General features: G+C 70.9%; 17 protein-coding genes. 6 read left to right on the forward strand and 11 right to left on the reverse strand.

Annotated features, from left to right (window positions below; translation table 11 throughout):
* Positions 1–80: 80 nt before the first annotated feature.
* Together CQ393_RS13245 and CQ393_RS13250 are read right to left on the reverse strand one after the other, a co-directional pair.
* Complete coding sequence (locus CQ393_RS13245; protein ID WP_194269670.1) at positions 81–1,595, reverse strand: catalase; 1,515 nt, start codon at positions 1,593–1,595, stop codon at positions 81–83.
* Positions 1,596–1,898: 303 nt separating this feature from the next.
* On the reverse strand, positions 1,899–2,558 hold the full coding sequence (locus tag CQ393_RS13250; RefSeq protein ID WP_153192023.1) for a glutathione S-transferase family protein: 660 nt from the start codon (positions 2,556–2,558) through the stop codon (positions 1,899–1,901).
* A 130-nt stretch (positions 2,559–2,688) separates the two neighbouring features.
* Between CQ393_RS13250 and CQ393_RS13255 the strand changes: the two genes are divergently transcribed.
* Together CQ393_RS13255 and CQ393_RS13260 are read left to right on the forward strand one after the other, a co-directional pair.
* Positions 2,689–3,387 carry a YafY family protein gene (locus tag CQ393_RS13255; RefSeq protein ID WP_153192024.1) on the forward strand — a complete coding sequence of 233 codons (699 nt, stop codon included), beginning with the start codon at positions 2,689–2,691 and terminating at the stop codon, positions 3,385–3,387.
* A gap of 55 nt (positions 3,388–3,442) precedes the next feature.
* Positions 3,443–4,066, forward strand: coding sequence for a glutathione S-transferase family protein (locus CQ393_RS13260; protein ID WP_153192025.1), 624 nt, complete (start codon positions 3,443–3,445; stop codon positions 4,064–4,066).
* Between the two features lie 922 nt (positions 4,067–4,988).
* On the opposite strand, the gene mutS is transcribed toward CQ393_RS13260, so the two are convergent.
* The 3 genes from mutS to CQ393_RS13275 all read right to left on the reverse strand — a co-directional run bounded on the left by mutS (position 4,989) and on the right by CQ393_RS13275 (position 9,822).
* A complete protein-coding gene (mutS, locus tag CQ393_RS13265) occupies positions 4,989–7,544 on the reverse strand; it encodes a DNA mismatch repair protein MutS (protein ID WP_194269671.1) in 2,556 nt (851 codons plus the stop codon).
* A gap of 200 nt (positions 7,545–7,744) precedes the next feature.
* Positions 7,745–8,674 carry a Dyp-type peroxidase gene (locus CQ393_RS13270; RefSeq protein ID WP_153192027.1) on the reverse strand — a complete coding sequence of 310 codons (930 nt, stop codon included), beginning with the start codon at positions 8,672–8,674 and terminating at the stop codon, positions 7,745–7,747.
* A gap of 74 nt (positions 8,675–8,748) precedes the next feature.
* On the reverse strand, positions 8,749–9,822 hold the full coding sequence (locus CQ393_RS13275) for a metallophosphoesterase (RefSeq protein ID WP_228114535.1): 1,074 nt from the start codon (positions 9,820–9,822) through the stop codon (positions 8,749–8,751).
* A gap of 283 nt (positions 9,823–10,105) precedes the next feature.
* On the opposite strand from CQ393_RS13275, the gene CQ393_RS13280 reads away from it, so the two are divergent.
* Positions 10,106–11,218 carry a M28 family peptidase gene (locus tag CQ393_RS13280; protein ID WP_153192029.1) on the forward strand — a complete coding sequence of 371 codons (1,113 nt, stop codon included), beginning with the start codon at positions 10,106–10,108 and terminating at the stop codon, positions 11,216–11,218.
* A 21-nt stretch (positions 11,219–11,239) separates the two neighbouring features.
* On the opposite strand, the gene CQ393_RS13285 is transcribed toward CQ393_RS13280, so the two are convergent.
* Entirely contained in the window at positions 11,240–12,673 is a 1,434-nt protein-coding gene (locus tag CQ393_RS13285; protein WP_153192030.1) for a GGDEF domain-containing protein, read from the reverse strand.
* 204 nt (positions 12,674–12,877) lie between these two features.
* On the opposite strand from CQ393_RS13285, the gene CQ393_RS13290 reads away from it, so the two are divergent.
* The 3 genes from CQ393_RS13290 to CQ393_RS13300 all read left to right on the forward strand — a co-directional run bounded on the left by CQ393_RS13290 (position 12,878) and on the right by CQ393_RS13300 (position 15,582).
* Entirely contained in the window at positions 12,878–13,681 is an 804-nt protein-coding gene (locus tag CQ393_RS13290) for a TlpA disulfide reductase family protein (RefSeq protein WP_153192031.1), read from the forward strand.
* Positions 13,682–13,709: 28 nt separating this feature from the next.
* Positions 13,710–14,522, forward strand: coding sequence for a thiol:disulfide interchange protein DsbG (dsbG, locus tag CQ393_RS13295; protein WP_153192032.1), 813 nt, complete (start codon positions 13,710–13,712; stop codon positions 14,520–14,522).
* An 88-nt stretch (positions 14,523–14,610) separates the two neighbouring features.
* A complete protein-coding gene (locus tag CQ393_RS13300; protein ID WP_153192033.1) occupies positions 14,611–15,582 on the forward strand; it encodes a cation diffusion facilitator family transporter in 972 nt (323 codons plus the stop codon).
* A 136-nt stretch (positions 15,583–15,718) separates the two neighbouring features.
* On the opposite strand, the gene CQ393_RS13305 is transcribed toward CQ393_RS13300, so the two are convergent.
* Genes CQ393_RS13305 through CQ393_RS13325 form a run of 5 tightly spaced genes read right to left on the reverse strand, consistent with a single transcriptional unit; the run spans position 15,719 to position 21,147 of the window.
* Positions 15,719–16,447 (reverse strand): sulfite exporter TauE/SafE family protein, encoded by a 729-nt coding sequence (locus CQ393_RS13305; protein WP_343199968.1) that lies wholly within the window; start codon positions 16,445–16,447, stop codon positions 15,719–15,721.
* Between the two features lie 2 nt (positions 16,448–16,449).
* The gene (ccoS, locus tag CQ393_RS13310) at positions 16,450–16,659 is read right to left on the reverse strand and encodes a cbb3-type cytochrome oxidase assembly protein CcoS (protein WP_153192034.1); all 210 of its coding nucleotides are present in this window, start codon (positions 16,657–16,659) and stop codon (positions 16,450–16,452) included.
* On the reverse strand, positions 16,659–19,088 hold the full coding sequence (locus tag CQ393_RS13315) for a heavy metal translocating P-type ATPase (protein ID WP_343199969.1): 2,430 nt from the start codon (positions 19,086–19,088) through the stop codon (positions 16,659–16,661). The genes ccoS and CQ393_RS13315 overlap by 1 nt, the downstream gene beginning before the upstream one ends.
* 8 nt (positions 19,089–19,096) lie before the next feature.
* Entirely contained in the window at positions 19,097–19,600 is a 504-nt protein-coding gene (locus tag CQ393_RS13320; protein ID WP_153192035.1) for a FixH family protein, read from the reverse strand.
* Positions 19,597–21,147 carry a 4Fe-4S dicluster domain-containing protein gene (locus CQ393_RS13325; protein ID WP_153192036.1) on the reverse strand — a complete coding sequence of 517 codons (1,551 nt, stop codon included), beginning with the start codon at positions 21,145–21,147 and terminating at the stop codon, positions 19,597–19,599. The genes CQ393_RS13320 and CQ393_RS13325 overlap by 4 nt, the downstream gene beginning before the upstream one ends.
* Positions 21,148–21,194 lie beyond the last annotated feature (47 nt).

Here is a 21,194-nt window from a genome sequence, read left to right on the forward strand (position 1 = left end):
TCGCGCCGGGCCGCAGTTGGCCCGCGGCCGGCCTCTGCCGGAATGCGGTGGGATGGCGTTACCACCCCACCGCATCGGCCTCAGAGCGAGATGTCCTCCGCGCCCGGCGTGGCCCTGGGGAACTTCGCCTCCGGCCTTGCCGGAGCGAACGGATCGGCCGGCGGCATCTCCGCCAGCTTCTTCAACGCCGCCGCCACGCCGGCGCCGTAGGCCGGGTCGGCCTTGCCGCAGTTGTCCACGTGGCGCTGCTTGATGAAGTCCGGCGCATCGCCCAGCGCCCGCGCGGTGTTGTCGAACAGGCGCTGCTTCTGCGCGGCGTCGTAGCTGCGGAACAGCGCGCCGGGCTGGCTGAAGTAATCGGCATCGTCCTCGCGGAAATTCCAGAAGTCGGCGTCGCCGCGGATGCGCAGCGCCGGCTCGCGGTACTGCGGCTGCTCCTGCCACTGTCCGTAGCTGTTGGGCTCGTAGTGCGGCAAGCCGCCGTAGTTGCCGTCCACGCGCATGGCGCCGTCGCGGTGGTTGCTGTGCACCGGGCAGCGCGCCGCGTTCACCGGGATCTGGTGGTGGTTGACGCCGAGGCGATAGCGCTGCGCGTCGGAATAGGCGAACAAGCGCGCCTGCAACATCTTGTCCGGCGACGGGCCGATGCCCGGCACCAGGTTGCTCGGCGCGAACGCCGACTGCTCCACGTCCTGGTACCAGTTGTCGGGATTGCGGTTGAGCTCGAACTGGCCCACTTCGATCAGCGGGTAGTCGCTCGTGGGCCACACCTTGGTCAGGTCGAACGGATGGATGCGGTAGGTCTCGGCCTCCAGTTCCGGCATGACCTGCACGAACAGCTTCCACTTCGGGAAATCGCCGCGCTCGATCGCCTGGAACAGGTCGCGGCCATGGCTCTCGCGGTCCTTGCCGGCCAGCACTTCGGCCTGGGCGTCGGTCAATGCCTCGATGCCCTGCTGGCTGTGGAAGTGGAACTTCACCCAGAAACGCTCGCCGTCGTCGTTGGTGAAGCTGTAGGTGTGCGAGCCGAAGCCGTGCATGTGGCGGAAGCTGCGCGGGATGCCGCGGTCGCTCATCACCACGGTCACCTGCATCAGCGCCTCCGGCAGCAGGGTCCAGAAGTCCCAGTTGTTGCGCGCGCTGCGCAGGTTGGTGTGCGGGTCGCGCTTGACCGCCTTGTTGAGGTCGCCGAACTTGCGCGGGTCGCGCAGGAAGAATACCGGCGTGTTGTTGCCCACCAGGTCCCAGTTGCCTTCCTCGGTATAGAACTTCAACGCGAAGCCGCGGATGTCGCGCTCGGCGTCGGCCGCGCCGCGCTCGCCGGCCACGGTGGTGAAGCGGGCGAACATCTCGGTCTTCTTGCCGATCTCCGAGAAGAGCTTCGCGCGGGTATAGCGGGTGATGTCGTGGGTGACGGTGAAGGTGCCGAACGCGCCCGAACCCTTGGCGTGCATGCGCCGCTCGGGGATCACCTCGCGGTTGAGGTTGGCCAGTTTCTCCAGCAGCCAGACGTCCTCCATCAGCAGCGGGCCGCGCGGGCCGGCGGTCTTGCTGTTCTGGTTGTCCACCACCGGCGCGCCGAAGGCGGTGGTCATCGGCGTGACCGGCGCATCGCCGTGCTTCTGCTGCGGGGTGGTGCTGGTATCGCGCTGCGACTGCGCGGCCTGCGCCGGCGTGGGGGCGGTGTGGTAGGGGCAGGTGGGTTTGCTGTCGTTGCTGCTCATGGCGGCGGGCTCCTTGGCTGGCTCGGGAAACATCCTGCGACGACGATAGCGACGGGGTGATGAAATGGAAAATCGAATGATCCGCTCGGATCGATAGGGATTTTCTATGGCTGTCCGTATCGAGCTTGCCGGCAGCCGGGCGCTCCGGCGCTTCGGCCAGGGCCGGGTGATGGCTCAATCGCGGTCCGGCGCGCCCAGCGGGAACAGCGTGCGGTATGGCCGCGCTTCCTCCACCGCACGCGCGAACGAGGGGCGCGCCAGCAGGCGCGCGCGATAGCCGCCCAGCACGGGAAGGGTATCGGGGATGCGGTGGGTCCAGTCGGCGTAGAACAGCGCGGGCGCGGCGGCGCAGTCGGCCAGCGTGAAGGCATCGCCGCATGCCCAGTGCCGGCCGGCCAGTTGTTCCTCCAGCCATGCATAGGCCAGTTCCAGCCGTTCCACCGCCGTGGCCAGCGCCTCGCGGCGCTTGCCGTCGTCGCCGCTCAGCGCGCCGCCGACCGCGTGCTGCACCGGGGTCATCACGTGCAGGTCGAAGAAGCGGTCGAGGAAACGCACGTCCAGCGCCGCGGCCGGGTCGTCCGGCAGCAGGCACACCGGCCCGCCGTGCGCCTGCTGCAGGTACTCGATGATGATGCTGGTCTCCACCACGCCGCGTTCGCCGTCCACCAGCAGCGGGAACTTGCGCAGCGGCCAGCGCCGCAGCCATTCGGCGGCGTTCTGCGGCGTGTCCGGCCCGAGCATGCGGAACTGGAACGGCGTGGCGTTCTCGTACAGGGCGATCAGCACCTTCTGCGTGTACGACGAGAACGGGTGGCCATAGAGCAGCAGCGACATGGGGCCTCTCCGGTGCGGTTGCCGGAGGCCAATGTGTTGCGGGCGCTGGCAAAGCGCAAGGGGCGCGGTGCCGTGGCGCCCGCGATCTGCCAGACTCCGGGCGGCCCATCGATACACCCCGGAATCCCGCATGAGCGAACGTGCCACCCGCCTGCTGCACCTGCTGGACGAACTGCGGCGGCGGCGCACGCCGGTGCGCGGCGCGCAGCTGGCCGAGCGGCTGGGGGTGAGCCTGCGCACGCTGTACCGCGACATCGACGCGCTGCGCGGGCAGGGCGCGGACATCCTCGGCGATCCGGGCGTCGGCTACCAGCTGCGCGGCGGTTTCCTGCTGCCGCCGATGATGTTCTCGGCCGAGGAACTGGAGGCCATCGTGCTCGGCGTGCGCTGGGTGGCCTCGCATGCCGATCCGGAGCTGGCCGCCGCCGCCGGCGCCGCCCTGGACCGGGTCACCGGCGTGCTGCCCGAGGACCTGCGCCTGCAGGTGGAGACCAGCGGCCTGTACGCGCCGCAGTGGCATCCCACCGAGCCGGAACCGTGGCTGCCGGCGCTGCGCCGTGCGATCCGCGCCGGCAACGCCGTGCGCATCCACTACCGCGATGCCGAGGGCCGCGCCAGCGAACGCATGATCTGGCCGTTCGCCATGGCCTTCCTGGCCGAGGTGCGCCTGCTGGCGGCGTGGTGCGAGATGCGCGGCGACTTCCGCCATTTCCGTGCCGACCGCGTGGTGACGCTGCACGACACCGGCATGCGCTATCCCGAGCAGCGCCACCGCCTGCTCAAGCGCTGGAGCGACCAGCGCAGGCAACGCCGCAGCGCCGACTGCTGACAGCGGCTGTCAGCAGCCCCCGCGCACACTGCGGGCTCCCGATACAGGAGCCGCCATGACCACGTTGACCTTCTACACCCATCCTTTCTCCCGCAGCCGCGTCACGCGCTGGATGCTGGAGGAAACCGGCCTGCCGTACGACGAGGTGGTCCTCGACTTCGCCACCACGATGAAGGCGCCCGAATACCTGGCCGTCAATCCGATGGGCAAGGTGCCGGCGTTGCGCCACGACGGCGTCGTGGTGACCGAGAACGCCGCCATCTGCCTGCACCTGGCCGAACTGGCGCCGGAAAAGGGCCTGCTGCCGCCGCCCGGCTCGCCCGAGCGCGGCGCCTGCTACCGCTGGGTGCTGTTCGCCGCCGGCCCGCTGGAGGCCTTCATCACCGCGCGCCGGCACGGTGCGCTGGCGCCGTCGACGGAGGCGGGCTACGGCAACGAGGCCGACCTGATGCGCACGCTGGAGGGCGCGCTGGCAGGCAGGACGCATCTGGTGGGCGAACGGTTCACCGTGGCCGACCTGTACATGGCCGCGCTGCTCGGCTACTACATGCGCATCGGCGAACTGGCGCCGACACCGTGGTTCGAGGCCTATGCCGGGCTGCACCTGCAGCGGCCGGCGGCGCAGCGGGCCAATGCGCGCGACGATGCGCTGGTGGCGGCGCGGGCGGAGAGTGCCTGAGCGCAGCACGCTGCCGCGGTTGCCGTTGCCGTTGCCGTTGCCGTTGCCGTTGCGTTGTCGCCGTTGTTGCCGTTGCGGTGCTTGTGAAGTTGCTCTGTTTTTGACTTCAGTATCCCCTTCCGCAGCGACGGAGCCGACGGACAAGACCCCGAAGGGGCGACGTGCAGGGACGCACGTCGTTTTTCGACACGACAGGGATGTCGTGTCGAAAAATCCCGGCGGCGGAGTGGACCCGGAGTGCCGTAGGCACGGAGGGCGCAGAGGCAGGGGCGTGTTTCTTTGGGCCACGTTTCTTTGCACGAGCAAAGAAAGGTGGCTCGCGCCCCCGGAGGGGAGCGAAAGCCTTTGATCCAGTTTTTGCCTTGCTCTGGCTTCCCTTGGACGTCGGTACCAAAGCGATAGGCAACGGGCCAAGCCAGAGCCAGAGTAGGGGTAGAGGCAAAGGCCAAGGCCAAGCATGAAAGCGGGAACTTGAAAGCAGAGCTTTCGCCCCTGCTTCGCAGGAGCGAGTTACTTCTCTTTGCTCGTGCAAAGAGAAGTAACCAAGAGAAACACGCCCCTGCCTACGCGCCCAACCCGCTACGCGGGCTGGGTTCACTCCGCCGCCGGGATTTTTCGACGAGACATCCATGTCTCGTCGAAAAACGACGTGCTCGCCCGCTTCGCGGTCGAGTCCGGGGCAGTCGCCGCACGGCGCCTGCCCGTCCGGCGGGGCGAAGCAGTGCTTCGCCTAATTCCGCCGAACCCATGCACGTCGCCCCTGCGGGGTCTTTTCCGTCGGCTCCGTCGCTGCGGAAGGGGACCCGGAAGTCAAAAGCCAAAGGCGACAGCAGAATCACGGGCAACCGCAACCGCAACCGCAACCGCAACTGCAACTGCAACTGCAACTGCAGGGTGGCTCACGGTCAGCGAGCGCCAGCGCTCACAGCAACGACTTCATCCGGTACAACGCCTCCAGCGCCTGCTTCGGCGTCAGTTCATCCGGATCGATCGCCTGCAACGCCTCCAGCGCCGCCGAGGACACCGGCGCGAACAGGCCGAACTGCTGCGGCGCGTCCAGCGACTGCGGCGCCATCTGCGCGGCGTGGGTCTCGCCGCCGCGCTGCTCCAGCTCGGCCAGCCGCCGCCGCGCCTGCGCTACGGTGGCGCGCGGCAGGCCGGCCAGCGCCGCCACCTGCAGGCCGAAGCTGCGATTGGCCGGGCCGTCCTTGACCGCGTGCATGAACACCAGCGCCTCGCCGTGCTCGACCGCGTCCAGGTGCACGTTGGCGATGCCGCTAGGGCCGCCTTCGTGGCTTTCGTCGGCCAGGGCGGTCAGTTCGAAGTAGTGCGTGGCGAACAGGGTGTAGCAGCGGTTGGCGTGGGCGAGGTGGCGCGCGACCGCGTCGGCCAGGGCCAGGCCGTCGTAGGTCGAGGTGCCGCGGCCGATCTCGTCCATCAGCACCAGCGAATGCGCGGTGGCGTGGTGCAGGATGTAGCTGGTCTCGGCCATCTCGACCATGAAGGTCGACTGGCCCTTGGCCAGGTCGTCGCCGGCGCCGATGCGGGTGAGGATGCGGTCGATCGGGCCGATCACCGCGCGGCTGGCCGGCACGAAGCTGCCGATGTGGGCCAGCAGCACGATCAGCGCGTTCTGCCGCATGTAGGTCGACTTACCGCCCATGTTCGGGCCGGTGATGACCAGCATGCGCCGCTGCGGGTGCAGGTCCAGGTCGTTGGGCTCGAACGGCGCCTCGCGCACGGCTTCCACCACCGGGTGGCGGCCGCGCTCGATCTTCAGGCACTGCGCGGTTTCCAGCTCCGGCTGCGACCAGTCCAGCGCCTGCGCGCGCTCGGCGTAGCAGGCCAGCACGTCCAGTTCGCTCAGCGCCGCGGCGCAGCGCTTGAGCGGCTCCAGGTGCTGGCCGATGGTGTCGAGCAGGCCTTCGTACAGCAGCTTCTCGCGTGAGAGCGAGCGCTCGCGCGCGGACAGCACCTTGTCCTCGAAGCTCTTCAGCTCCTCGGTGATGTAACGCTCGGCGTTGGTCAGGGTCTGGCGGCGGGTGTAGTGCACCGGCGCCTTGTCGGCCTGGCCCTTGCTGATCTCGATGTAGTAGCCGTGCACGCGGTTGTAGCCGACCTTCAGCGTCGGGATGCCGCTGCTCTCGCGCTCGCGCACTTCCAAGTCGATCAGGAACTGGTCGGCATGGGTCGAGAGCCGGCGCAGTTCGTCCAGCTCGGCATCGAAACCCTCGGCGATCACGCCGCCGTCGGACAGTTTGAGCGGCGGTTGCTCGGCGATGGCGGACGCCAGCAGGTGCGCGCTGTCCTCGTGCGAGCCCAGCTCGGCGCGCAGCTGCTGCAGGCGCGGCGAATCCAGGGCTTCGAGCTGCGCGGCGATGGCCGGCAGCATGCCCAGGCCGTCGCGCAGGGTGGAGAAGTCGCGCGGGCGCGCCGAGCGCAGCGCCATGCGGGTGAGGATGCGTTCGATGTCGCCGAGCGCGCGGAAGGATTCGCGCAGGTCGGCATCCACGCCGCGGTCGATCAGCATCGCCACCGCGTGGTGGCGCTGCTGCAGCACCTCGCGCAGCCGCAGCGGGCGGTGCAGCCAGCGCCGCAGCAGGCGCCCGCCCATCGGCGTGACCGTGCTGTCGAGCACGCCGAGCAGGGTGTTGCGGGTGTCGCCGTCCACGCGCGTATCCAGTTCCAGGTGGCGGCGGGTGGCGGCGTTCATCGCGATCGCCTCGCCGGCGTTCTCCATCGCGATCGCGGTCAGGTGCGGCAGGCGCTGCTTCTGGGTTTCCTCGACGTAGCCGAGCAGGGCGCCGGCGGCGGCGGTGGCGCGCGGCTTGTCGTCGATGCCGAAGCCGGAAAGGTCGTGCAGCTTGAAGAAGGCCAGCAGCTGGCGGCGGCCGCTGTCGGCATCGAACAGCCATGGCGCGCGGCGGCGCACACCAGTGCGCTGGCGCAGGAACTCCGGCCAGTTCTCCTCGTCCGGGACCAGCAGCTCGGCCGGCTCCAGCCGCGCCAGTTCGGCTTCGAGCGCGTCGTCGGTCTCGACCTCGTTGACCAGGAAACGGCCGCCGGCCAGGTCGGCCCAGGCCAAACCGTAGCCTGCCTTGCTGCGCGAGAGCGCCATCAGCAGGGTGTCGCGGCGCTCGTCCAGCAGGGCCTCGTCGGTGACCGTGCCGGGGGTGACGATGCGTACCACCTTGCGCTCGACCAGGCCCTTGGCCAGCGCGGGGTCGCCGATCTGCTCGCAGATCGCCACCGATTCGCCCAGCGCCACCAGCCGCGCCAGATAGCCCTCGTAGGCGTGCACCGGCACGCCGGCCATCGGGATCGGCGCGCCGCCGGAGCTGCCGCGCTGGGTCAGGGTGATGTCGAGCAGGCGCGCGGCCTTGCGCGCGTCGTCGTAGAACAGCTCGTAGAAGTCGCCCATGCGGAAGAACAGCAGCAGGTCCGGATGGTCGGACTTGGCTGCGAAGTACTGCTTCATCAGCGGGGTGTGTTCGACCGCGCCGTTGTCCTGGCGGCCCTTCTTGGTGGGTTCGGCGTGTTGCAAGTGCTTGGCTTCCGGCGGATGGCCCGCGGCGCCGGCCGGTGAGGGCGGCGGCATGGGCATGGTGCATGGATGGCCCATGATACGGGGCGGGGCCGCCGGCGACGAACCGGGCCGCGGCGACGCCTGCGGCGGGACTATTGCCCGGCTTCTTCGAGGAAGCCGGCCGGCGGCGCGAAGAACAGGTTGCCGCTGACCGCGCGGCTGAAGTCGAGCAGGCGGTCGTAGTTGCCCGGCGGGTTGCCGACGAACATGTTGCGCAGCATCTTCTCGATGCGCGCGGGCGAACACGCGTAGCCGATGAAATAGGTGCCGAACTCGCCCTTGGCGGTGTCGCCGAAGGGCATGTTGTCGCGCAGGATCTTCAGTTCGCGCCCGTCCTCGACGATGCTGGTCAGGGCGTTGTGCGCGCAGCTGGGCTTGGTCTGGTCGTCCAGCTCGATGTTGTCCTGCTTGGTGCGGCCGATGATGCGTTCCTGCTCGGCCACCGGCACGGCGTTCCAGGCCTGCAGGTCGTGCAGGTATTTCTGGGTGACAACGTAGCTGCCGCCGGCGAAGTCCGGGTCCTCGACGCCGACGATGGCGGCTTCGCGGGCGGCGTCGTCCACCGGGTTCTCGGTGCCGTCGACGAAACCGATCAGGTCGCGGCTGTCGAAGTAGCTGAAGCCGCGCACTTCGTCGGCGCCGGCGACGGCATCGCCGAGCCGCGTCATCACGTGCGTGGACAGCTCGAAGCACAGGTCCATGCGGTCGGCACGGATGTGGAACAGCAGGTCGCCCGGCGTGGCGATGGCGTGGTGCTTGCCGACGATTTCGGCGAACGGGTGCAGTTCCTTCGGCCGCGGCGCGCCGAACAGGCGGTCCCAGGCGTCGGAGCCGACCCCCAGCACGCACGACAGCCCGCTTTCGGGCACGCGCGTGCCAATCGAGCGCACCAGCGCGGCGAGGTCGCCGCACAGGGCGCGGCAGCGGGCGGCCGCGTCGGCGTCGGGCCGGAGCACGACCACCAGGAAGAGGGCGGCGCGGGTGACGCGGGCGGTGACCTGCTGGGGAACGATGGTCTGCATGGGGGCCTGCGAAGGGCGTTGCGCGGGCCGGAATGGTCCGTGCGGCAACAGATTCTAGCCGGCCGCCCGCCGCCTCAGTCGTCCTGGCCGATGCGGCCTTCGGCCAGCGGCACCCGGGTGCCGTCGAGCAGGCCGCGGCTGAGCCGGCCGTCCTCGATGAACAGCAGCTCGCCGTTCTCGCCTTTCTTGATGCTGCTGTCGATGGCGATGATGCGGTCGCCATGGAAGCTGCTCACGTGCGGCATCGAGGTGTGGCCGACGACGATGCGCTTCAGCCCCAGGCGGTCGAGCACGTCCTGCACGCCGGCGGTGTCCAGGCGGCCGTCGAAATAGCCGCGGTACCAGATCGGGCTGGTCTTGCCGTCGTACAGCGGCGCGGTGGCCGGATCGGCCTTGACCTCGGCCTTGGGCCGGCCCAGCGAGGCCTGGTAGGCGGCGTTGGTGGCGGCCGGGTCCAGCGCCAGCTGCAGCGCCTCGGGCGAGATGCCGCCGTGCAGGAACAGGGTGTCGCCGATGCGCAGCAACACCGGCCGGGTGCGCAGCCACTGCCCGATCACCGAATCGGCGCCGTACAGCTGCGGGTAGCTGCGGCCGAGCAGCTGCGCGCTGCGCAGGTACTTGGGATTGACGTAGCGCAGGTCGTCGTACAGCACCATGGTCTCGTGGTTGCCGAGCACGAAATGCACCGCGCCGCCGGCCGCGGCCGCCTGCTGCTGCAGGCCGTACAGCAGCCAGAACGCCTCGGTGACCTGCGGGCCGCGGTCGAACACGTCGCCGGCGATCACCAGCGTGTCGCGGCCCAGCGCCCAGTTGTCATCGCCGTCGATGACGCCGTTGGCGCGCAGCAGCTTCACCAGCAGTCCGTACTGGCCGTGGATGTCGGACACCGCGACGATGCGCGGCGCCTGCGGCAGCACCGCCGTGGCCACCGGCGCCGGCAGCGCGACCGCCACCGGATGCGCATAGCCGCAACGCGCCGGCACCGTCGCCTGCGCGGCGTCCCAGGCCTGCTCCTGCACCGCGTCGTCGCAGATCCAGCGGGCGCGCAGGCGGCCGTCCTCGCGGAACACGTAGGGGCCGTCGGCGTCGACATGCGCGGCCGGTGCGGGCGGCTCGGCGGCGAGGGCCGGGCCGCTGGCCAGCAGCATCAGGAGCAGCGGGAGGAGGTGGCGGAACGAAGGACGGATGGTCGTCATCGGAGTGTCCTGGAGCGACGGGTACCGCGCGATGCTATGGCAGCGACCGCGCGGCGGCATGTGTCATCGGTCCTGCGCGGAAACATCGGGCCATCGTTGCGGCGCGGTCTTTCCCCGCACCGGGTGCCGCCGCTCGGGGAACTGGCCTCGGCACCGGGCGTGCCCGGACCCGCCGCTGATTTTCTGGGCGCACAGGCACTAGACTCCACGCTGATTCCCTCTGCGAGAACAGTCCATGCCGGTTTCCCGAATCCTGCGCGCCGCCCTGGCGGCCACCCTGTTCGCGGCGGTCGCCGCGCAGGCCGGCGAACCGCGCCTGCCGCCCGCGCAGGCGCAACTGCTCGACAGCATTTCCGCCGACGCGATGCGCGGGCATCTGTCCTTCCTCGCCTCGGATGCGCTGGAGGGGCGCGGCACGCCGTCGCGCGGGCTGGACATCGCCGCCGAATACATCGCCTCCCAGTTCCGCGCCGCCGGGCTGGAGCCGCTGGGCGACGACGGCTACTTCCAGACCGCGGACTGGCGGGAAATCGCGCCCGAGCGCGAGCGCGCCAGGTTCGCCGACGCGCCGGCGCCGCTGCCGGTACGCAACGTGGTGGGGCTGCTGCGCGGCTCCGATCCGGCGTTGAGCGGGACCTACGTGCTGGTGACGGCGCACTACGACCACCTCGGCATCCGCGAGGGCACCGGCGACGATGCGATCCACAACGGCGCCAACGACGACGGCAGCGGCACGGTCTCGGTGATCGAACTGGCGCGCGCGTTCGCCGCGCAGAAGCAGCGCCCGAAGCGCAGCATCGTGTTCATGACGGTGTTCGGCGAGGAACACGGACTGGTGGGCTCGCGCTACTACGGCGCGCATCCGCTGGTGCCGGTGGCCGACACCGTGGCCAACATCAACCTGGAGCAGATCGGCCGCACCGACGACAGCGAGGGCCCGCAGGTGCTGGCCGCCGCGGTCACCGGCGCCGACTATTCCGAAGTGGGCGACGTGCTGCGCAGGGCCGGCGAACGGACCGGCACGCGCATCACCCGCCACCCGGTGAACAGCGACCGCTATTTCGGCGCCAGCGACAACCAGGCGCTGGCCGATCTCGGCGTGCCGGCGCATACGGTCAGCGTCGCCTACGCCTTCTCCGATTACCACGGCCCGGCCGACACCTGGGACAAGATCGACTACGCCAACATGGCGGCGATCGACCGTACCGTGGCGCTGGCGGTCCTGACCATCGCCAACGACCCGCAGGCGCCGCGCTGGAACGCCGACAACCCGAAGGCCGCCAAGTACCTGGAAGCGGCGCGGAAACTGCACGCCGGGAAGCAGGAAGCCCAGGCTCCGGCGAAGTAAGCCCGGAGCAGTTTTCCCGATTCAGCCGCGTTGCAGCGCGATCCTGCCGGGCGCTTCCGGCAGCGATCCGTCGGCCAGCACGACGCGGTTGCGGCCGCGCTTCTTGGCCTGGTACATCGCCGCATCGGCGCGGGCCATGACCCGTTCGTAGTCCGGATGCCCGTCGTGCACGGCCACACCGATGCTGGCGGTGACGTCCAGGTTGCCGCCGTTGGCCAGCACCACCGGCGATTCGGCCACGCGCCGGCACAGGCTGTTGGCGATCACCATCGCCTGCGGCTCGTCCACCGCCACCAGCACCACCACGAACTCCTCGCCGCCGTAGCGGAACACGTAGTCGCTGCCGCGGGTGAACTGGCCGAGGATGCCGGCCACGTGCTGCAGGGCGCGGTCGCCCGCTTCGTGGCCGTGTTCGTCGTTGATCGCCTTGAAATGGTCCAGGTCCAGCAGCAGCACCGCGAAACTGCCCTGCGCTTTGGCGGCCAGTTCGATCTCGCGGCGCAGCACGGTGGGCAGGAAACGGCGGTTGAGCAGGTTGGTCAGGGCGTCGCAGCCGGCGTCGAGTTCGCCGATGCGCTCGAACAGCATGCCCAGCAGGTTGCGTATCTGGCTGACGCGGCCGCGGATGTCCTGCAGCTGCACGGCGCGCATGCGCGCGTCGTTTTCCCCGCGCAGGGCCTGCTGCAGGGCGCGGTCGACCTCTTCGATGAGCCCGCAGATCTGCAGGGTCTCTGCGCTTTCGCCGAAGCTGGGAACGCCCTTGTGGGTGAACCACAGCCCGAACTCGGAACCGGCCAGCGGCTGGAAGCCGGCCGTGTCGTACTGGCTGGCCAGCGCGTAGAGCAGGGTGTTTTCCCAGTCGAGCAGGAGCGCGCGCTGGCGCTCGCGTTCGGTGCCGACGTTCTGCACCAGCGAGAACAGCCGGTAGGCCGCATCGGTGCGCGAGGAGCGTTCGCGCGCGTTGGAATAGGCCAGGGTCATGCCTTCCAGCGCGATGTCGAACGAGGCGGTGAGGCTGGCGATGGCGGCATGCGCCGCCTCGCCGTGCCCGGCCTGTGCGGCGATGGCCTGGAACAGCCGCTGCTTGAGCACGCGGGTGCCGCGCGTGACCAGGTCCACCGGGATGCCGACGCGGGCATGCACGTCGCCGATCACGCGCTGCGCGGCGATCAGGCCGTCGACGTCGTCCGGGGTGGCGCGCAGCAGGCCGATCACCCAGCGCTGCATCGCCGGTTGCAGGCGCGTGCGCACCTGTTGGTGCGACAGCAGGCGCGAGGCGCGCGTGTCGTCCATCATCACCTGGTAGAAATGCACCGCCATCGCGGCGGCGTCGGTGTCGGCCAGCGCGGCCAGCACCTGCGCGGCCTCGGAGCCAGCCTCCAGCAGGCTCCCGCGCCAGTCGGCGGCAAGGCCGTGGCTGTCGTGGTCGGCGGGAGGTGAATGAACGGGGATCATGGCGATGGCGTGCGGCGTGGCGGGGGCGAAGAGACATTATCGGCCGTTGCCGCTACTGTTTGAGCGTTTCTCCCTGTCGTTCCAAGCTCACGTGCCGCCCAGCGCCTTTTTCTCCGCCATGCCGCAACCGCATCCCGATGCAATGCGCGCGCTCCGTTGCCCGCCTGCGCCGGATCGGGCGCGCTCTGGACGCGGTGCGGCGCCGTGTCCGTGATCAGCGCCGGACCGTTTCCGCTGATGGCGGTGCTGGGTCTTGCCGCGGTGTTGATCGCGTGGCTGTGCGCACGTGGAATGACGACGGCCGCCGATGACGCGCGCCGCCGCGCCGGCGCGGTGGTATTCGACGCTTTCCTGCTCGGTGTGCTTGGCGCGCGCATGGCGCACGTGCTGCGGCACGTCGGCGACTACCTGCCGCAGCCGCTGTCGATCATCCGCCTGGGCGATGGCGGCTATTCGGTGTGGGCGGGCTTGGTTGTGGCGGTGGCGTACGCGCTGTGGCGGACGCGCCGCCACGCGCCGCGCAAGCCGGTGCTGATGGGGCTGGCCGCGGGTGCCGCGTTCTGGCTGGTCGGCGGCATGGCGCTGTTCGCGCTGCAGCGCTCGACCATCGTGCTGCCGGACATCGTGCTCGCCGACGTGCGGGGCGCTCCGGTATCGCTGTCCACGCACGCGGGCAGGCCGCTGGTGGTCAACCTGTGGGCGAGCTGGTGCGGCCCGTGCCGGCGCGAGATGCCGACGCTGGCGCGCGCGCAGGCCGAGCATCCGCGGATCGGGTTCGTGTTCGCCAACCAGGGCGAGGATGCGGCCGAGGTCGCCGATTATCTGCGCACCGAAGCGCTGGCGCCGGGGAACATCCTGCTGGACCCGGAGTCGGAGCTGATGCGCCTGACCGGCGCGCGCGCCCTGCCGACCACGCTGTTCTTCGATGCCGACGGCCGGCTGCGCGCCGCGCACATGGGCGAACTGTCGCCGGCGACGCTGGAAGCGCGCCTGCGCGACCTGCGATGACTTCCCGATTCCGCTGAAGAGATACCCGATGATCCGTTCCCGTCCCACCCTGTTCCTGCTTGCCGCCACGCTGCTGGCGCCGACCGCCTGCGCCCGCGATGGCGGCGCCGCGCCGCCCACCGACGGAAAGACCGGCAGCACCGCCGCCGCCGAACCGGAGGTGGTCAAGACCCTGCGCGGGCAAGGCGTGGAGTTCATGGGCACCTTCGACACGCCGGTGGGGTTGACCGGCTATGCCGGCGTCGCCGGGCAGCGGCCGCTGGCGGTGTATGTGTCCAAAGATGGGCAGCACGCGATCGTCGGTACCCTGGTCAACGCCAAGGGCGAGGATGTCGGCGCGGCCAAACTCAAGGAGCTGGTGTCCGGCCCGATGGGCGCCAGAATGTGGCAGCGGGTCGAGGCCAGCCACTGGGTGGCCGACGGCAAGGCCGGCGCGCCGCGCATCGTCTACGCCTTCAGCGATCCCAACTGCCCGTACTGCAACCGTTTCTGGGAAGCGGCGCGGCCGTGGGTGGACGCGGGCAAGGTGCAGATCCGGCAGATCCTGGTGGGCGTCATCCGCGAGGACAGCGCCAACAAGGCCGCGGCGATCCTCGGCGCGGCGTCGCCGGAGCAGGCGCTGCAGCAGAACGAACGCGATTTCGCCCGCGGCGGCATCAAGGGCGTGGCCAAGGTGCCGGCCGACATCGAGGCCAAGCTGCGCGACAACGAACTGGCGATGCTGGAGCTCGGCTTCCAGGGTACGCCGGGCATCGTCTTCAAGGACGCCGACGGCAGCGTGCAGACGCGTTCGGGCCTGCCGCAGGGCGAGGATCTGCAGGCGGTGCTGGGGCCGCGTTGAGCGGACGGTCCGGGGGCTGGCAGCGGCGATGTAATAGTCTCCGCCGGAGCGGGCTGACTAAGCTGGCCGCGTCCTGCAGGAGCCCGCCATGAGCCACGACCACAACCACCTTCCCGGCGAGATCCGCCACGAAAAGCCCCTGTGGTGGGCGCTGGCGCTGACCTCGTCCTACCTGGTGGTGGAAGTGGTCGGCGCGTTCATGACCAACAGCCTGGCGCTACTGTCCGACGCGGCGCACATGGCCACCGACGCGCTCGCGCTGGTGATCGCGCTGACCGCGGTACGGCTGAGCCGGCGCCCGCCCGACGCGCGCCGCACCTACGGCTACGCGCGGCTGGAGGCGCTGGGCGCGCTGGCCAACGGCCTGCTGCTGTTCGCGGTGGGCCTGTACATCCTGTGGGAAGCGGTGGACCGCTTCCGCGAGCCGCAGGCCATCGCCTCGACCGGCATGCTGTGGGTGGCCGGCTTCGGCCTGCTGGTGAACCTGATCGCCATGCGCCTGCTCAGCGCCGGCAGCGGGGAGAGCCTCAACGTCAAGGGCGCCTACCTGGAAGTGTGGAGCGACATGCTCGGCTCGGTGGCGGTGATCGTCGCCGCGCTGATCATCCGCTTCACCGGCTGGACCCTGGTCGATCCGATCCTGGCCGTGCTGATCGGCCTGTGGGTGCTGCCGCGCACCTGGGTGCTGCTGCGCGACGCGCTGAACGTGCTGCTGGAAGGCGTGCCCAAGGGCATGGCGCTGGCCGACGTCGAGCAGGCGCTGCGCCGGCACGCGGGCGTGGCCGACATCCACGACCTGCATGTGTGGGCGCTGGGCTCGAGCACGCCGGCGTTGACCGCGCACGTGGTGACGGCCGACGGCCAGCCGGCGGATGCGCTGCGGCGTGCGCTGGCCGGCATGCTGCATGAGCGTTTCGGCATCGACCACGTGACCCTGCAGGTGGAAGCCGACCATTGCGGCGATGCCTGCACCGCGCACGCGCCGCAGGCACGGCACGATCATGGCGATCACGATCACGATCACGATCACGATCACGAAAGCCACGACCACCGGCATTGACCGGCGCGGTCCATCGCGGGGAATACCGTCCCCGTAGGAGCGCACCTTTGGTGCGCGATGGGCTTGCATGCAGATCAACCCTCGCATCCATGTGCGGGGTTCAATGGGAAGGCCCATCGCGCACCAAGGTGCGCTCCTACGGGTGCAGGGGCTGGCAGCCCAGCGCGCTGAGCACGCCATGCAGGGCCGGCACCTGCATCAGCCAGGGTGCGGCGATGGTGAGCAGGCCGGCGGCGAGCACGAAGCCGGCCAGGGCCACGCGCAGGCCGGGGCGCTGCAGCCAGCGGCCCATGCGCGCGCCGGACCAGGTCAGCGGCAGCATCACCGGCAGCGTGGCCAGGCCGAATACCGCCATCACCAATGCGCCACCAGGCGCATTGGCCTGCAGCCAGGCCACGCTCAGCAGGCTCAGGCTCAGGCCGCAGGGCATCCAGCCCCACAGCGCGCCCAGCGCGAGGCGCCGCCAAGCGCTGTCCGCCGGCAGCAGGTGGCGGTGCAGCGGCCGCAGCCACTGCCACAGCTGCTGGCCGGGACGGGCCAGCAGATCGAAGCGGCCGCCGCGGCCGAGCAGGCGCAGCGCGAGCAGGACCAGGGCGATGCCGGCGGCGATGCGCACGCCCAGCGCCAGGGAGTCGCTGCGCGCCAGCCGCAGGATGCCGCCGCCGAGACCGCCGGCCAGCGCGCCGGCCAGCGTATAGCCGCCGACGCGGCCGAGATTGGCCTGCCAGGCCACGCTCAAGGCGCGGCCCGGCGCCATCGCCGGGAAACCGGTGGCGATGCCGCCGCACATCACCGCGCAGTGCAGGCCGCCGAGCAGGCCGGCGACGAAGGCGGCGGTCAGGACCGGGATGTCCAGCGGCAACACGGTCAGCGTTCGCGGGCAGGGTCCGCGGCGCGGGCGTCCGCGTCGGCGGCCTGGCCGGGCGGCGGGGCGGGGCGGTCGTTGTCCTCGAGGATGTCCAGCGCCGGGGTGTCGAGGTCGTCGAACTGACCGCGCTTGACCGCCCAGATGAAGGCGGCCACGGCCAGCCCCAGCAGGACCAGGCTGATCGGGATCAGCATCAGCAGGATGGCCATCAGGGTGCCTCCATGGGCGTCTTGAGCCGCGCCAGGCGCAGGGCGTTGAGGGTCACGATCAGCGAGGACAGGGCCATGCCCAGCGCCGCCAGCCATGGCGTGACCCAGCCGGCCGCGGCCAGTGGCAGGGCCACCAGGTTGTAGCCGGTGGCCCAGGCCAGATTCTGGCGGATGATGCGCTGGGTGGCACGCGCCAGCGCGATCGCGGCGGGAATGCGCCGCAGGCCGCCGCCGGTGGTGACCAGGTCGGCGGCGCGGTGCGCCAACGAGGCGCCTTCGCCCATGGCGATGGAGACGTCGGCGCCGGCCAGTACCGGCGCGTCGTTGAGGCCGTCGCCGACCATCGCCACGACCCGGCCTTCGGCCTGCAGCTGCCGCACCAGTTCCAGCTTGTCTTCGGGCGACTGCCGTGCATGCGCGTCGTCCAGCCCCAGCGTGGCGGCCATGCGCTGCACGGCGGCCTCGCCGTCGCCGCTGGCCAGGTGCACGCGCAGGCCCTGCGCGCGCAGCGCGGCCAGCGCCGGCGCGGCGTCGTGGCGGGCGCGTTCCTCCAGCACGAAGCGGGCGGCGGCGCGCTGGCCGTCGCCCAGCCACAGCGCACCGTCGTCCGCGCGCGCGGCGGCAAAGTCGGCCCGGCCCAGCCGCCAGTGGCGGCCGTCGACCAGGCCCTGCACGCCGCGGCCGGGCACCGTTTCGACCTGGGCGGCGGGCAGCGCGCCGGCATCGCCGCCGGCGAAGGCGGCAGCCAGCGGGTGGCCGCTGTCGCGCTCCAGCGCTGCGGCGATGTCCAGCGCGGCGGCCGCATCCAGCGACGCGTCCAGCACCTGCGTGGCGGCCAGCGCCGGACGCCCGTCGCTGAGCGTGCCGGTCTTGTCGAACACGATGTCGGTGGCGCGCGCCAGCGTGTCCATCGCATCCGGGCGCACCGCCAGCAGGCCGATGCGGGCCAGCGCGCCATGCGCCGTGGCCAGCGCCGCCGGCACCGACAGCGACAGCGCGCAGGGGCAGCTGATGACCAGCAGGGCGAGGGTGACTTCCAGTGCGCGTTCGGGCTGGTAATGCCACCAGCCGGCGAACACGGCCAGCGCCACCGGCAGCAGCGCCAGCACGAAGCGGCTGCCGATGCGGTCGGCCAGGCGCGCCAGCGCGGGCCGGTGTTCCTGCGCCTGTTCGACCAGCCGCGCCAGCTGCGACAGGCGGGTGGCGGTACCGGTGAGGGCCACGCGCAGCCGCGCCGGGCGCTCGCGGCAGACGGTACCGGCATAGACCGGTTCGCCGGGCTGCTTGCGCACCGGCGCCGATTCGCCGGTCAGCAACGCCTCCTCGAACCAGGCCTCGTCCTCGCCGTCGCCGAGCAGCACGCCGTCGGCCGGTACCGCTTCGCCGGCGGCCACGCAGGCCACGTCGCCGACGTCCAGCGCCGCCAGCGGCACCGCCTCGCGGCGGCCGTCGGCCAGCTCGCGGGTGGCGAAGGCCGGGCGGGCGCGCGCCAGCGCGTCGACCTGGGCGCTGGCCACCGAGCGCGCGCGCTGTTCGAGCATGCGCGCGGCCAGCAGCAGGAACACGAACATCACCGCCGCGTCGTACCAGACGTGCGGGCCGCCGCGGATGGTCTCCAGCAGGCTGGCCAGGTAGGCGAGCAGGGTGGAGCCGGCGATCAGCACGTCCATGCCCAGGCGGCGCTCGCGCAGTTCGCGCATCGCCCCGGACAGGAACGGCCAGCCGGAATAGAACACCACCGGCGTGCACAGCAGGAAGGTCAGCCAGCGGAAGAAATCGCGCGTGGGCACCGGCATGGTGCTGTTGAAATCCAGGTACAGCGCCTCGGCCAGCATCATCGCCTGCAGCATGCCGAGCCCGGCGATGCCCAGCCGCAGCAGCCAGCGCCGGCGCTCGCGCGTGCGCTGCCGCTCGGCGGCCTCGCTGCCGGCCAGGTAGGGGCGGTAACCGAGCATCGCCAGCCGCCGCAGCGGCGCCGACAGCGCGGTGCGCGCCGGGTCCCAGGCGATGCGGATGCGGCCGGTCACGGCGTTGGCGCCGCAGTCGGTCACGCCCGGCTCGCGCGCCAGCGCGCGGTCGATCAGCCAGGCGCAGGCGGCGCAGCGCATGCCGTCGGTGAGCAGGGTGATCTCGCGGCCGCCCGGTATCTGCCGGCTGTGCTCGGCCTGCACGTCGGCGCGGTCCCAGACCGCCAGGTCGGGCAGGTCCTCGCCGACGCGCGCGGCATTGGCGCTGCGCAGGCGGTAGTAGCCGTCCAGGTCGGCGCTGGCGATCCACTCGGCGGCGGCGGCGCAGCCGTGGCAGCAGAAGGCCTGCGTGCCGCCGCCCAGCGCCGCCATGTGCGGCTGGGCCGGCAATGCTTCGCCGCAGTGGTGGCAGGTGCCGCTGGCCGCCGCGACGGCGGGCGGGCGGGCCGGATCGGCGACCACGGCCAGGCTCAGCGGTCCCCGCCCAGCGAGGGAGAAAGGCGGGCGGCGTGCTGCTGTTTCGGCAGCCGGCCGTGCAGGCGCCAATGGCCTTCGGCATCGCGCAGCTGCACGACCCAGTCGTGCTCGGCGTCCACGGCCTTTTCGATGCGCCAGCCCGGACCCTGCGGCACCAGTTCCAGGCGCAGGTCGTCGGACTGGCGGGTGGGGGGTTCCAGCACCAGTTGCAGGGAGGCGCTGGGGGCGAACCTGCCAGTGGCCGGCAGGACCTCGACCACGCCGTCCTCCACCCGCAATACCGCGCTCAGGCCCAGTTTCTTCGCCGCTTCGTCCGGGCCGAGGTCGGTGGTCTGGATCTGCGACACCCGCTGCACCGGATCGGATACGACATCGGCACCGCCGGAGCGCACCGCGACGATCACCAGGCCGACGCCGGCCACGATGGACAGCAGCGGCAGGCCGACCACCAGCCAGAACACGGGGATACGCCACAGGGATTTCGGGTTTTCGTTCATTGCACCGGACCAAAGAAACTGCTTTCGACGACGCGCTTCTCGCTGCCGTCCTCGCGTTCGACCACGAAGCGCAGGGGACGGCGGCCGCTGACCTCGCCGTCGGCGACCACGTTCAGCGCCACCGGCAGCACCTGCTCGGGACCGGCCTGGACCTCCGTCTGGCCGCCCAGGCGCAGGCCGGCGTCGGCCGGCTCCAGGGTGATGCGGTAGCGCCGGGTTTCCTGGCTCTTGTTGATCAGCTTGAGCGTGTAGTCGTTGGCGATGCTGCCGTCGGCGGACTGGCGATACAGCGCGTTGCGGTCGCGCAGCACCTCGGCGATCAGTTCGCTGCGGTGGGTCACGCCCCACGCCCAGGCGCCGCACAGGCCCAGCAGGAGCAGGCCGTAGACGAAGATGCGCGGACGCAGCACGCGGGTGGGCTTGCCGTCGATGGCGTTCTGGGTGGAGTAGCGGATCAGGCCATGCGGGTAGCCCATCTTGTCCATCACTTCGTCGCAGGCGTCGATGCAGGCGCCGCAGGCGATGCATTCGTACTGCAGGCCGTTGCGGATGTCGATGCCGGTCGGGCAGACCTGCACGCAGATGGTGCAGTCGATGCAGTCGCCCAGTTCCTCGGGCGCGAACTTCGGCAGCGGCGCGACCTCGGCCAGGTCGCCGTCCCAGGTGATTGTGCCCTTGGCATGCGCGGCCTGGGTGGCGGCCGACGGATGGCGGCCGGCGCGGAACACGTAGTCGTAGGCGACCGCGGGGATCAGCAGGCCGCGCGCACGCTCCAGCACGCTGCCCAGGCCGCGCTTGCGCGGGCCTCTGGGTTCACCGCGCATCGGGTCGTAGGCGATCAGCAGGGTGTTGCGGTCGAACATCGCGCTCTGGAAACGCGCGTAGGGGCACATGTACTTGCACACCTGCTCGCGCAGGACGCCGGCATTGCCCCAGGTGGCCAGCGCGTAGAACAGCACCCAGAAGGTTTCCCAGCCGCCCCACGCGAACGGCAGCAGGCGCGCGCCAAGGTCCTTGATGGGAGTGAAGAAGCCGACGAAGGTGAAGCCGGTCCACAGCGCGAACAGCAGCCACAGCAGGTGCTTGCTGCCCTTGCGCAGCACCTTCTCGCCGTTCCACGGGCCGGCGTCGAGCTTCATGCGCCGGGAGCGGTCGCCCTCGGTCCAGCGCTCCATCCACAGGAAGGTCTCGGTCCACACCGTCTGCGGGCAGGCGTAGCCGCACCACAGGCGCCCGGACAGGGCGGTGGAGAAGAACAGGGTCATCGCCGCGATGATCAGCAGCAGCGCCAGGAACAGGAAGTCCTGCGGCCAGAACACCAGGCCGAAGATGTAGAACTTGCGTGCGGGCAGGTCGAACAGCACGGCCTGGCGGCCGTCCCACGACAGCCACGGGAACAGGTAGTACATGCCCAGCAGCCACACCACCGCGGCCACGCGCAGGCGGTTGAAGCGCCCGGAGACATCGCGCGGGTAGACCTTGCGCTCGCTGACGTAGAACGAATTGCCCTGGTCGTCCACGACATCCAGCGGAATGCGCTTGCTCATGGCGTGCGTTCCATGGTGGCCGCCGCGGGCGGCGAGGGAGGGGGCGG

Origin of the sequence: Stenotrophomonas sp. MYb238, assembly GCF_009496535.1 — a bacterium.
Classification (GTDB): Bacteria; Pseudomonadota; Gammaproteobacteria; order Xanthomonadales; family Xanthomonadaceae; genus Stenotrophomonas.

Bases quoted from the DNA above. Each gene is read 5' to 3' on its own strand.
- CQ393_RS13320 (WP_153192035.1), bottom strand. From the start codon at position 19,600: ATGAACGAAAACCCGAAATCCCTGTGGCGTATCCCCGTGTTCTGGCTG.
- CQ393_RS13325 (WP_153192036.1), bottom strand. From the start codon at position 21,147: ATGAGCAAGCGCATTCCGCTGGATGTCGTGGACGACCAGGGCAATTCG.
- CQ393_RS13255 (WP_153192024.1), top strand. From the start codon at position 2,689: ATGAGCGAACGTGCCACCCGCCTGCTGCACCTGCTGGACGAACTGCGG.
- CQ393_RS13245 (WP_194269670.1), bottom strand. From the start codon at position 1,595: ATGACCACCGCCTTCGGCGCGCCGGTGGTGGACAACCAGAACAGCAAG.
- CQ393_RS13280 (WP_153192029.1), top strand. From the start codon at position 10,106: ATGCCGGTTTCCCGAATCCTGCGCGCCGCCCTGGCGGCCACCCTGTTC.
- ccoS (WP_153192034.1), bottom strand. From the start codon at position 16,659: ATGGCCATCCTGCTGATGCTGATCCCGATCAGCCTGGTCCTGCTGGGG.
- CQ393_RS13300 (WP_153192033.1), top strand. From the start codon at position 14,611: ATGAGCCACGACCACAACCACCTTCCCGGCGAGATCCGCCACGAAAAG.
- CQ393_RS13270 (WP_153192027.1), bottom strand. From the start codon at position 8,674: ATGCAGACCATCGTTCCCCAGCAGGTCACCGCCCGCGTCACCCGCGCC.
- dsbG (WP_153192032.1), top strand. From the start codon at position 13,710: ATGATCCGTTCCCGTCCCACCCTGTTCCTGCTTGCCGCCACGCTGCTG.
- CQ393_RS13285 (WP_153192030.1), bottom strand. From the start codon at position 12,673: ATGATCCCCGTTCATTCACCTCCCGCCGACCACGACAGCCACGGCCTT.
- CQ393_RS13260 (WP_153192025.1), top strand. From the start codon at position 3,443: ATGACCACGTTGACCTTCTACACCCATCCTTTCTCCCGCAGCCGCGTC.
- CQ393_RS13250 (WP_153192023.1), bottom strand. From the start codon at position 2,558: ATGTCGCTGCTGCTCTATGGCCACCCGTTCTCGTCGTACACGCAGAAG.
- mutS (WP_194269671.1), bottom strand. From the start codon at position 7,544: ATGAAGCAGTACTTCGCAGCCAAGTCCGACCATCCGGACCTGCTGCTG.
- CQ393_RS13275 (WP_228114535.1), bottom strand. From the start codon at position 9,822: ATGCTGCTGGCCAGCGGCCCGGCCCTCGCCGCCGAGCCGCCCGCACCG.